Origin of the sequence: Neorhizobium huautlense (genome assembly GCF_030811685.1) — a bacterium.
In the GTDB taxonomy this organism is placed as follows: Bacteria; Pseudomonadota; Alphaproteobacteria; order Rhizobiales; family Rhizobiaceae; genus Neorhizobium; species Neorhizobium huautlense_A.
This window is the reverse complement of record NZ_JAUSRF010000003.1, coordinates 210,570-222,905: the sequence shown is the minus strand read 5'-3', so window position 1 is coordinate 222,905 and position 12,336 is coordinate 210,570. Positions and strand designations below refer to the sequence as shown.

Below are 12,336 nucleotides of genomic sequence, written 5' to 3'. Positions count from 1 at the left end.
GGTAAGCAGGCACCTTTTGGTAAGTGTAACTTTTTTCACGAACCGCCTTCGACAGGCTGATAAAAGGTGCGCAACGTCCGTGGATCGCGCTTTATGATGGTCAGGTAGCCCGCCATTTCAGCCAGAGCATTGAGTTCGCGCAGGGCAAGCGCGTGCTCGATATCGAGTATGCGCGCAAATGTGCGGCTATCTCTTGCAATGCCGAGATCGGCGGCAACCATGATTGCCGCCTGAATAGGCGACAGCGCAGGGTCCCCCTCCTGCGCTGTCGCAACCAGCGCCAGAAAGCGCTCGGCTTCTGGCGCTTTTTCCGTCACGCGGCCTGCCGCTTGCGGAAAGACACCATGACCGATTTCGATGTCGGCGTATCGCTTTCGTCACCGGCGCTGCCAAGCGGCACCAGAACGTTCAGCTCCGGATAATAACCGGCAATGCTGCCACGCGGGATATCGTAGGGCACGAAGCGGAAGTTTTCCGCCACGCGTTCGATACCATCCGTGCTTTCGGTGACGACGTCGATGCGGTCGCCAGCCGTGGCATTCATCGCTTCCAGATCGGCCGGGTGGATGAAGATCACCTGACGCTCGCCGTAAACGCCGCGATAGCGGTCATCGAGACCGTAAACCGTGGTGTTGTACTGGTCATGGGAACGGAAGGTCTGCAGCGCGAAGATCCCACCGCCCTTGTTGGCCCGCTGGTGAACGGTTTCTGTCGGCAGAGCTACAGTCGAGAATGTTGCCTTGCCCTGCGTCGTGTTCCATTCGCGATGCGCTGCCGCATTGCGAAGATGGAACCCGCGCGGCTTGCGCAGACGTTCGTTGTAATTTTCGAAACCGGGAATGGTCGCTTCGATATGATCGCGGATCAGGTCATTGTTCTGCGCCAGTTCAGACCAGTTGACGACACCGTTTCCGACGGTCGCTTCGGCGATGCCGGCAACGATTGCCACTTCAGACTTGAGAAGCGGCGAGGCCGGACGGTTGATACCAGCCGATCCATGCACCATGCTCATGGAGTCTTCCACGCTGATCAACTGCGAAACACCCGCGGCGTTGACGTCCGTCTCGGTACGGCCGAGGCACGGCAGTACATAGGAGACGGCACCCGGCATCAGATGCGAATGGTTGGGCTTGGTGGCGATATTGACCGTCAGCTTCATGCGGCGCATGGCCTGCTCGACGATCGGGCTGTCCGGCGTCGCGCGGGCAAAATTGCCGCCGAGACCGATAAAGACCTCCGACGAGCCATCCAGCATGGCGCCGATGGCGGCGAGCACGTTGTGGCCGTTATGACGTGGCATGGCGACGCCAAAATGCTTTTCTAGGGCATCGAGGAAAGCCACCGGCGGCTTTTCATTGATGCCGACCGTACGGTCGCCCTGAACGTTGGAATGGCCACGCACGGGGCAGAGGCCGGCACCGGGCTTGCCGATATTGCCGCGCAGCAACATGAAGTTGGAGATTTCGCGGATGGTCGCGACCGAATGCACATGCTGGGTCACACCCATGGCCCAGGTGCAGATGACCCGGTCGGCCTTCATGTAGATCTGCGCGGCAGATTCGATCTGCTGACGCGTAAGGCCGGACTGGTCCTCGATCTGCGCCCAATCCGTTGCGTCAACGGCGGCACGATATTCGGCAAGGCCGAGGCTGTGCTCGGCAAGGAACGCGTGGTCGAGCACGGACGGCAGGCCTGCAGCAACAGCTGCATCTTCTGCGGCAAACACCACCTTGGCCATGCCGCGCACGGCCGCCATGTCACCGCCCAGGCGGGGCTGCAGATAATCGCTGGCGATATCGGTTGCGCCGCCGCTCAGCATTTCGAGCTTGTCCTGCGGATCGGTGAACCGCTCAAGGCCGCGCTCTTTGATCGGGTTGAACACGACGATCTTGGCGCCACGGATGGCGGCACGACGAAGGTCGCCCAGCATGCGCGGATGATTGGTGCCCGGGTTCTGGCCGATCACGAAGATGGCGTCAGCCTCTTCGAAATCCTCAAGCAGAACAGTGCCCTTGCCAACGCCGATCGACTGGCGAAGGCCGACGCCGCTCGCCTCGTGGCACATGTTGGAACAGTCGGGGAAATTGTTGGTGCCGTAAAGACGGACAAAAAGCTGGTAGAGATAGGCGGCTTCGTTGCTTGCGCGGCCGGACGTGTAGAATTCGGCGCGGTCCGGGCTGTCGAGCCCCTTGAGGATGCTGCCAATCTCGGCGAAGGCATCGGCCCATTCGACGGCCACGTATTTGTCGGTGGCTGCGTCGTAACGCATCGGATGCGTCAGGCGTCCGTGACGCTCGAGTTCATAATCTGTCAGCTTGCGCAGTTCGGTGACGGTGTTGGCCGCGAACAGTGCCGGCGTGGCGCGTTTCTCGGTCGATTCCCATGCGACGGCTTTCACGCCGTTTTCGCAGAACTCAAACGAAGAACCATGCGCTGGATCGCCCCACGCGCAGCCGGGACAATCAAAGCCATCCGGCTGATTGGCCTTCAACAGCGTGCGTGCGCCAGACAGCGGCGTACCACTTTTCAAAAGCTGCTTGCCGCAGCTTTTCAATGCACCCCATCCGCCTGCGGCGGACGATTTTTTACCGATAAATCCTGTGTCCATTTGCCGCATTTCTGACAAAGCGCAAAAATGATCAAGCGGATCAATTCCATAGGTCGATAGAAAAAATCTATCGCTGAGACAAAGACGGATTGCCGGCAGGGTGCATGACACGCAAAACGGGCCGATCCTGCGACCGGCCCGTTCCATACATTGATCGGATCAGCGATGATCAGGCAGCCTTCAGGGTCGCCATATCGATGACGAAACGGTAGCGCACGTCGCTCTTGATGACGCGCTCGTAGGCTTCGTTGATATCCTTGATATCAATGAGTTCGATCTCGCTGACGATGTTGTGCTGACCGCAGAAATCCAGCATTTCCTGGGTTTCCTTGATCGAACCGATCATCGAACCGGAAATGCTCTTGCGGCCCGGGATCAGCGAGAAAGCGTGAACGGGAATAGCGTTTTCCGGCGCACCGACAACCACGAACGAACCTTCGACCTTGAGCAGGCCCATATAGGCATTCCAGTCGATCTCGGCCGAAACCGTGCAGATGATCAGGTCGAAATACCCGGCCAGCTTGGAGAAGGTCTCCTTGTCGTTCGTCGCGTAATAGTGATCGGCGCCGAGACGCAGGCCATCATCCTTCTTCGACAGTGACTGGCTGAGCACAGTCACTTCGGCGCCCATGGCGTGGGCGATCTTGACACCCATATGGCCGAGACCACCCATGCCGACGATGGCAACCTTCTTGCCCGGACCGGCCTTCCAGTGGTGCAGCGGCGAATAGAGCGTGATGCCGGCGCAAAGAAGCGGAGCAGCAGCGTCGAGCGGAAGGTTGTCCGGAATGGACATGACATACCCTTCCTTGACGACGATGCTGTCGGAATAACCGCCCTGGGTCGGCGTCTTTCCGTCGGCTTCGACGCTGTTATAGGTCTGCACGAGGCCCGGCATATACTGTTCCAGATCGACATCACGCGTGGCGCAACCAACGCAGCTATCGACGAAGCAGCCGACGCCGACATGGTCGCCGACCTTGAACTTCGAGACCTTGGAGCCGATAGCCGTCACGACACCGGCAATTTCGTGGCCCGGAACGATCGGGTAGACGGCGCCACCCCATTCGTTGCGGACGGTGTGGATATCGGAGTGGCAGACGCCTGCAAACTTGATATCGATGACGACATCGTCGTCATTGGGTTCGCGGCGCTCGAAGGTGAAGGGAGCGAGGGGTTTCGACGCGTCCGTCGCGGCATAGCCTCTTGCAATAGCCATGATGAGAACCTTCCGATTTGAATGTGATGAAACGCAGCCCTTAGCAAGGGCAGACGCGCAAAACATAAGGCCACAAACGTAATCGGGCCAGTTCATTCCAACGAGATGATTGCACGATCCTCCAGCGCCGCCCTTAGGCGCTAATATGGCAGGCCAACATAGTTTTCGGCAAGCGACGCGGCGGCGGCAGTGGAATGCGTGAGATAATCCAGTTCCGCCTCCTGGATCTTCTGGTCGAATTCTCCACCGTCCGGAAAGCGGTGCATCAGCATCGTCATCGACCATGAAAACCGAACGGATTTCCACACGCGTTTCAGCGCGCGCGGCGAATAGACGGCGAGGCCCGCCTCCGAATTTTCCAGATAGTGGTCGCGCAGACCTTCGAACAGATAATGCACATCGCTGGCGGCAAGGTTCAGGCCTTTAGCGCCGGTCGGAGGAACTATGTGTGCTGCATCACCGACGAGAAACAGCGATCCGAAACGCATAGGCTCCGCCACGAAGGAGCGAAGCGGCGCGATGGATTTTTCGAAGGACGGCCCGGTAATCAGTGCTTGTGCATGGATCTCTGGAAGGCGCCGGCGTAGCTCATCATAAAAACGGTCATCGCTCCAATCCTCGATCTTTTCGTCGAGCGGGCACTGGATGTAATAACGGCTGCGGCTGGCGGAACGCATCGAACACAGCGCAAAACCGCGCGGATGATTGGCATAGACAAGCTCGTGGGCGACCGGCGGCACATCGGCCAGAATTCCGAGCCAGCCGAAGGGATAGATCCGTTCGAAGATAGAGATCGATTTTTCCGTAACGGATTTGCGGCTGATGCCGTGATAACCGTCACAGCCCGCGATGAAATCGCAATCGATGCGGTGGGATAGCCCGTCCTTCTCATAGGTCACGAACGGCTTTTGACCGTCGAAATCATGCGGTTGAACGTTTCCCGCCTCATAGATCGTGATGCCGTTGGTTCGCTCGCGTTGCTCCATCAGATCACGGGTCAGTTCCGTCTGGCCATAAACCATGACGCGTTTGCCGGTCAGCGCAAACAGATCGATACGGTGATCGCGGCCATCGAATGCGAGCGAAAAGCCATCATGAGCAAGCCCCTCCGCCTGCATTCTGGCGTCTGCGCCGACCTTCTTCAGCAGGTCGACCGTCCCCTCCTCCAGCACACCGGCGCGCACGCGGCCCAGAATGTAATCCTTGCCGACGCGATCGAGGATGACATTGTCGATGCCGGCCTTGGTGAGCAACTGTCCGAGCAGAAGGCCTGATGGGCCTGAGCCGATGATGGCGACTTGGGTACGCACGATATCCTCCCAGTACGGTGCCCGCAAAGATTGACGAATGACAACCCGATCCACAATGGACATATGAAACTCATTCCTGCACAAATCGAACATCGACAGAGGATGCAGGCGATGTCGCATTTCATTCCAACCTTCGATCTTTACGGCGAAGATCGCGGTCATGAGCCTGATTTCCGGCTGCATTGCGAAACCATCGCCTCACGTAGCAGCACCTATCACTGGGAAATCGGCCTGCATCGGCATGAACATTTCATGCAGTTTCTCTACATATGGCACGGGTCGGGAGACGCCATTCTGGATGGGCAGACCACGACACTCACCCCGCCTTGTGTCGTCTTCGTGCCGCCTGGCCCTGTCCACGGCTTTCGATTTTCGCGCGACATCGCCGGCCACGTGATCACCGCCGCAACGGCATCGCGAACCGACATGGCCGGGCGCGATGCGCGAGTCATCCAACTTGAGGAAAAATCTCCGGACGCGGACTATCTTCACCGGACCTTTCATCGCATCGCGGACGAATATGACGCGGCACGCCCGGGACGGATGGATATTCTCGACGCCTATCTTTCAATCGTGACAGCGCTCATCCATCGTTCGGACGCAGCGGCAACAAAAGCCGGCTTCATCGATGACGCGCAACGCCATGTGCTCGCACTGAACGAACTGATCGGCCGGCATTTTCGCCAGCAGATGACGGTGAGCGAATATGCCGCTCGCCTCGGCCTTTCACCAACGCATCTCAATCGCACCGTCCGCAAGGTCACCGGCATGACGGCGCACGAACTGATCATCGGCCGTACGATCGACGAGGCCAAGCGCGCGCTCGCCCTGACTGGCGCCAGCATCCGGCATATTTCGGAAAATCTCGGTTTTTCCGATGCCACCTATTTTGCCCGCTGCTTTCGTCAGCGCACCGGCATGTCGCCCCGCGACTACCGCAGAAACCAGCGGATGCAGGCCGGCAACGGGTCGTGACAATTGCACAGGTTGTTAACCTTTTTTCTCCCGCCGCCCCGAAAATGCCATCGGCATGGATCGAATTGGCATCGGATTCGTTAACCGATCGCCAAGTCGCCTCATGACCGGAATGAAGGTGGCGGCAACAGGGATTACTAAGGAGACTGACATGAAGAAGATTATTGCCTTGGCACTGGCCGCCACACCGGTCCTGACCAGCGCCGGCGCCGTTTATGCCGCCGACGTTGTCCGCGCCGAACGCCCTGTGGTCGTTCAGGAAGGCGCACGAAACGGTGTGAAAATCGGTTACCTCGACTGCAATATCGGCGGAGGTGCCGGTTACGTTCTCGGCTCAGCCAAGGAAGTCGATTGCGTGTTCAAGTCGACCATCGATGGCGAACCGCTTGATCATTATTCCGGCGCGATCCGCAAGCTCGGCGTCGATATCGGCTTCACCACGCGCAGCCGCCTGATCTGGGCCGTTCTTGCCCCGACCGCCGGTTACCACCATGGTTCGCTCGGCGGCATCTATCAGGGTGCAACGGCCGAAGCCACGGTTGTTGCTGGCGTTGGCGCGAACATTCTGGTCGGCGGAACGACGGGCTCCATCCATCTTCAGACCGTCAGCGTGACCGGCCAGCTTGGCCTGAACATCGCTGCAACCGGGACGTCGATGACGCTGGCATCGGTCAACTGATACCGCCATCACGGATCGTCAGACATGGGGCAATTCCGAAAGGAATTGCCCCGTTTTATTTTCAGAACAAGTGCTTCTCGGTTTATTGCAGTTGAAGCGGCGCGCGGTTTCGGCAAGACTTGCCTCTCAGAACCGCATGAGGAGCGCCCCGATGTCCCGAATTGAAGTCAGTGGTCTTTCGATCGACAAAACCCTTCACGACTTCCTTCTTTCCGAAGCATTGCCGGGCACGGGCGTGGATGCGGACCATTTCCTTACCGAATTTTCCAAGATCGTCCACGATCTCGCGCCGCGCAACCGCGAGCTCTTGGCAAAACGCGATGCGTTTCAGGCAAAGCTGGACGACTGGTATCGCCAGAACGGTGCGCCCGCCGATATGGCCACTTACGAAGCCTTCCTGCGAGAAATCGGCTATCTCCTGCCTGAAGGTCCCGATTTTTCCGTTTCGACAGAAAACGTCGATCCGGAAATCGCCGTCATTGCCGGGCCGCAGCTCGTCGTGCCGGTCATGAATGCCCGTTATGCCTTGAACGCGGCGAATGCCCGCTGGGGTTCGCTTTACGATGCGCTTTATGGCACGGACGCGATCCCGGAAGCCGACGGTGCTGAAAAGGGCAAAAGCTACAATCCTGCACGCGGCGCCAAGGTCATCGCCTGGGTGCGTGAATTTCTCGATCGGTCCGCGCCGCTTTCCGGCGCAAGCTGGAAGGAGGCTGCGTCTTTCAGGATCGAATCCTCGGCCCTCTTCGTGACGCTGACCAGCGGTGACATCACCGGCCTCAGCGACCCCTCGCAACTTGCCGGCTATCTCGGAGAAGCGTCGGCGCCGACACAGATCCTTCTCCGGAAAAACAATCTCCACACCGAAATCCTGATCGATCCGACCACCGCAATCGGCAAGGACGATCCGGCGCATATTTCCGACGTCTGGGCGGAATCGGCCATCACCACGATCATGGATTGCGAGGATTCCATCGCCGCCGTGGATGCCGAGGACAAGGTCGTTGTTTACCGCAACTGGCTCGGCCTGATGAAGGGCGATCTGACGGAAGAGGTTTCCAAGGGCGGCAAGAGCTTTACACGCAAACTCAATCCCGATCTCGATTACACCGCGCCGGATGGCACCACCTTCGAGCTGAAATGTCGCTCGCTGATGCTGGTGCGCAATGTCGGCCACCTGATGACCAATCCGGCGATCCTTGATCACGACGGCAAAGAAGTACCGGAAGGCATCATGGATGCGATGATCACGGCGCTGATCGCACTCCACGATATCGGTCAGAACGGGCGCCGCAAAAATTCTGCCGCCGGCTCCATGTATGTGGTCAAACCAAAGACGCACGGGCCGGAAGAGGTCGCCTTCGCCGGCGAGATTTTTTCGCGCGTCGAAGCCGTGCTCGGCATGCAGCCCAACACGATCAAGATGGGCATCATGGACGAGGAACGCCGCACGACGGTGAACCTCAAGGAAGCCATTCGCGCAGCAAAGGACCGCGTTGTCTTCATCAATACCGGTTTCCTCGATCGCACCGGAGACGAGATCCATACCTCGATGGAGGCCGGCCCGATGATCCGCAAGGGCGACATGAAACAGGCGGCATGGATCGCCGCTTACGAAAACTGGAATGTCGATATCGGGCTGGAATGCGGACTTTCCGGCCATGCGCAGATCGGCAAGGGCATGTGGGCCATGCCTGACCTGATGGCAGCGATGCTGGAACAGAAGATCGGACATCCGAAGGCCGGCGCCAACACCGCCTGGGTTCCCTCGCCGACCGCCGCAACCCTGCACGCCACCCATTATCACACGGTCGATGTCGCCGCCGTGCAGAAAAGCCTGAAGAGCCGAGAGCGTGCCAAACTGTCGGACATCCTGTCCGTGCCGGTCGCGCCGCGCCCCAACTGGACACCTGAAGAAATAAGCCGCGAACTGGACAACAATGCGCAGGGCATTCTCGGTTATGTCGTGCGCTGGATCGACCAGGGCGTCGGCTGCTCGAAAGTGCCTGATATCAACAATGTCGGCCTGATGGAGGACCGCGCGACATTGCGCATCTCCGCCCAGCACATGGCCAACTGGCTGCACCACAAGGTGGTCACCGAAGACCAGATCGTCGAGACCATGAGGCGCATGGCGAAGGTCGTGGATGACCAGAATGCAGGTGATCCGCTCTACAGGCCAATGGCAACGGATTTCGACGGTTCGATCGCCTTCCAGGCCGCTGTCGAACTCGTACTGAAGGGGCGTGAACAGCCCAACGGTTATACGGAACCGGTCCTGCATCGCCGACGGCTGGAACTGAAAAAGGCAACAGGCGCCTGAGACATAGGCACGACCGGATAATACCGGTCGCGCCAAATGTCTTTTCTGATTGTCAGGCCGCCTTCAACCTGCGGCCCTCAAGCCAGCCGACCTCTTCATCCGAGAGCGTGATGGCCAGCGCCGACAGGCTGTCTTCCAATTCGCCGACCGTGCGCGGCCCGATCAACGGGATGACAGGGAACGGCTGGGCGATCACATAGGCAAGCGCGATGTGGATCGGGCTGACGCCGAGCCTGTTGGCCAGTTCGATCGCCCTGTCGCGCCGCTCGAAATTGCTGTCCGAATACCAGCAACGCACGATTTCCTCGTCGTCGGTTTTATCGCGCCCCGCCCTGTCCGTGAAAAAACCACGTCCCTGGCTGGACCACGCGAAATTGGGGATTTGCCGCTCGTTCAGCCACTGTTTCCACTCGTCTGTCGAAGACGTCACGCAGCCGGGCCAGATCGGATCGAGCATTTCCGCCAACGCAAAATTGTTGGAGAGCGCCGCCGGTGCTGCCTTGCCGGTCTTAGCCGCGTATTCCACAGCGGCGTCCAAACGTTCGCGCGTCCAGTTGGAGCCGCCATATATGCCGCGAATACGGCCGCGTTTGACCTCGGCATCGATCGCATCGACAAATTCGCCGATCGGAATATCCGGGTTATCGCGGTGCATGAAATAGACATCGAGATAATCCGTCTTCAGCCGCTCCAGAGACTGATCGAGCTGCTTGGCAATCACATCCGGATAGCAAAGCGGCGAATGGGCGCCCTTGCCGATCAGCACGACCTCTTCGCGCGGCACTTTTCGGCTGGTGTGCCAATCACCAAAAATGCTTTCGGTCTTGCCGGCGCCGTAAACGAAGGCCGTGTCGAACAGGTTGCCGCCCGCCTCGTAAAAGGCGTCCAGCGTGAGAGAAGCGGAGGCGAAATTGGGAAAGAACTCGAAACCGAGCGCGACGACGGACGCCGGCTTGGCAAGGCCGGGTATCTGCCGTTTCGGCACGCCGTTTCCGGCGACAACCGTTTCTCCGACGATGTTCCTCGCGCGTTGCGCTGCCTTTTCCACCCCGTATTCCAGACCAACTGAAGCACGCCAGCGATCCAGCACACGAAGATTGGCAAGCGTTTGCGCAGCATTCATACCCGGATAGCCAAAAGTCTTCTCGCCGGCACGGATGGCAGCCGTCACCGCCTCGACTTCGAAGGAATAGAGATGGCGGTTTTCTGTGACCTCGACCACCTCATGTTCATTGCCCTTGAAAATCTCGATTTTTCCGGTACCGCCCTTGCGGCCGCCGGCGAACCAGAAGTCCTTGACCTCGATACGACCCTTGGAGCCGATGATGCGCAGCGTATTGTCCTGGTTCGCCATGATCGAGCACGAGACTTCCGCCACAATGCCGTTTGCGAATTTCAGGACGGCGGATGCCCATTCATCGACGCCGGACTGGCCAAGATGGGCGGCGCCGGACACGCTGACCGGTTCGGCATAGGATGAACCGCTGACGGAACCGGCCAGAAGCCGCACCATCGAGACAGGATAACCGCCGACATCCAGAATGCCGCCGCCGGCGAGATCGTTGGAGAACAATCGATGTTCCGGCCGGAAACCGCCCATGTCGAAACCGAAACTGGAGCGGATCAAACGGACATCCCCGATGACGCCCTGTTTGACAAGCTCGATGAGCCGCGTCGTCTGCGGGTGAAAGAGATACATATAGGCTTCGCCGACAAACACGCCGGCTTTTTGCGCCTCGTAAAAAATCACGTCGGCATCATAGGCCGAAAGCGCCATCGGCTTTTCCACCAGCACATGTTTGCCGGCGCGCACGGCCTTGATCGCCCATTCGGCATGGCCGGTATGCGGCGTGGCGATATAGACCGCATCGATGCCGGGATCGGCCAGCAACGCCTCGTAACCGTTGACAATGCGGGCGCCGGGAAATCCATCACCAAGCCCCGGCTTGTCGGGGTTGCGGGATGCGATGGCGACGAGCGCGCCGGTGGAGGAGCCGGCGATGCCTTCGGCAAACGTTTTGGCGATGGTGCCGGGGCCGATAATACCCCAGTGGATTTTTTGCTCTGCACTCATGGCGTGTCCTTTTCAATCTGTCGAGTTGGGCCGTCTTGGGAGCTAAAACGAGAACAATCAGCGAAGGCGCTCGCCTTCGGCGTCGAACAGGAAACAGCGTTTCGCCGGCAGGCCGACGGTGAGCGTTTTCTGGTCGCCGGCATGGCGAGATTCCGGTCGCTCTATGATCAGCGGTTCCCCGGAAACCCCGGCGTAAACATAGCTGGTATGGCCGAGGTGTTCGGCGACATGGACCGCCACCGTCAGGTCCGCCTCGCCAGTGCCGGCATCGGAAAAATGTTCGGGACGAATACCCAGAATGACGGGGGAGCCGATATCGGGGCGGCTGGATATCGGCAGCGTCAGCCTGACGCTTGGATCCGCGATCAGAGCCGCCGTCACACCTTCCTGCCCGACGGCATGAATAGTCGCCTTCAGAAAATTCATCTTTGGCGAACCGATAAACCCGGCGACGAACTGGTTGGCCGGATCATCATAAAGATCGAGTGGCGCCCCGACCTGTTCGATGCGGCCGGTGCGCAGCACGACGATCTTGTCGGCCAGCGTCATCGCTTCCGTCTGGTCGTGGGTTACGTAAATCATCGTCGTGCCGAGCTGCTTGTGCAGCTTGGAAATCTCCACCCGCATCTGCACGCGCAATTCCGCATCGAGGTTGGAGAGCGGTTCGTCGAACAGAAACACCTGCGGTTCGCGCACAATGGCGCGGCCGATGGCGACACGCTGGCGCTGGCCGCCGGACAGCTGGCCGGGACGACGATCCATCAGCTCGTTGATCTGCAGAATGTCGGCCGCATGCGCCACGCGACGCTGCGTATCGGCCTTTGGATTGCCGTTCATCGTCAGGCCGAAGGAGAGGTTTTTGCGCACCGTCATGTGCGGATAAAGCGCATAGGACTGAAACACCATGGCGATATGCCGTTCCGACGGCTCGACGTCGTTGACGACATTTCCGGCAATGGCGATCTCGCCGCCGGACACGTCTTCCAGTCCCGCGATCATGCGCAGCAGCGTCGATTTTCCGCAGCCGGAGGGGCCGACGAACACGACGAATTCGCCGTCTTCGATGTCCAGATTTGCACCATGGACGACCTGCAAGGCGCCAAACCGCTTGATGACATTTGTGAGGGCGAGCCCGGCCATGAAGCCTC

9 protein-coding genes are annotated in these 12,336 nt (G+C 59.2%); 3 read left to right on the top strand and 6 right to left on the bottom strand.

Annotation, left to right across the window (positions count from 1 at the left end):
• Positions 1-35 precede the first annotated feature (35 nt).
• The 4 genes from J2T09_RS05725 to pobA all read right to left on the bottom strand — a co-directional run bounded on the left by J2T09_RS05725 (position 36) and on the right by pobA (position 5,137).
• Entirely contained in the window at positions 36-317 is a 282-nt protein-coding gene (locus J2T09_RS05725) for a hypothetical protein (protein ID WP_306832083.1), read from the bottom strand.
• Complete coding sequence (locus tag J2T09_RS05720) at positions 314-2,608, bottom strand: FdhF/YdeP family oxidoreductase (RefSeq protein ID WP_306832081.1); 2,295 nt, start codon at positions 2,606-2,608, stop codon at positions 314-316. The genes J2T09_RS05725 and J2T09_RS05720 overlap by 4 nt, the downstream gene beginning before the upstream one ends.
• A gap of 169 nt (positions 2,609-2,777) precedes the next feature.
• Positions 2,778-3,827 carry an NAD(P)-dependent alcohol dehydrogenase gene (locus J2T09_RS05715; RefSeq protein ID WP_306832078.1) on the bottom strand — a complete coding sequence of 350 codons (1,050 nt, stop codon included), beginning with the start codon at positions 3,825-3,827 and terminating at the stop codon, positions 2,778-2,780.
• A gap of 140 nt (positions 3,828-3,967) precedes the next feature.
• Positions 3,968-5,137 carry a 4-hydroxybenzoate 3-monooxygenase gene (pobA, locus tag J2T09_RS05710; protein ID WP_306832076.1) on the bottom strand — a complete coding sequence of 390 codons (1,170 nt, stop codon included), beginning with the start codon at positions 5,135-5,137 and terminating at the stop codon, positions 3,968-3,970.
• Positions 5,138-5,248: 111 nt separating this feature from the next.
• Between pobA and J2T09_RS05705 the strand changes: the two genes are divergently transcribed.
• The 3 genes from J2T09_RS05705 to J2T09_RS05695 all read left to right on the top strand — a co-directional run bounded on the left by J2T09_RS05705 (position 5,249) and on the right by J2T09_RS05695 (position 9,114).
• Positions 5,249-6,112 (top strand): helix-turn-helix domain-containing protein, encoded by an 864-nt coding sequence (locus tag J2T09_RS05705; RefSeq protein ID WP_306832073.1) that lies wholly within the window; start codon positions 5,249-5,251, stop codon positions 6,110-6,112.
• 151 nt (positions 6,113-6,263) lie between these two features.
• The gene (locus tag J2T09_RS05700; protein WP_306832071.1) at positions 6,264-6,791 is read left to right on the top strand and encodes a DUF992 domain-containing protein; all 528 of its coding nucleotides are present in this window, start codon (positions 6,264-6,266) and stop codon (positions 6,789-6,791) included.
• A 151-nt stretch (positions 6,792-6,942) separates the two neighbouring features.
• A complete protein-coding gene (locus tag J2T09_RS05695; RefSeq protein WP_306832068.1) occupies positions 6,943-9,114 on the top strand; it encodes a malate synthase G in 2,172 nt (723 codons plus the stop codon).
• A 52-nt stretch (positions 9,115-9,166) separates the two neighbouring features.
• On the opposite strand, the gene J2T09_RS05690 is transcribed toward J2T09_RS05695, so the two are convergent.
• Complete coding sequence (locus J2T09_RS05690) at positions 9,167-11,188, bottom strand: aldo/keto reductase (protein ID WP_306832066.1); 2,022 nt, start codon at positions 11,186-11,188, stop codon at positions 9,167-9,169.
• A gap of 57 nt (positions 11,189-11,245) precedes the next feature.
• A complete protein-coding gene (locus J2T09_RS05685) occupies positions 11,246-12,328 on the bottom strand; it encodes an ABC transporter ATP-binding protein (protein WP_306832064.1) in 1,083 nt (360 codons plus the stop codon).
• Between the last annotated feature and the right edge of the window lie 8 nt (positions 12,329-12,336).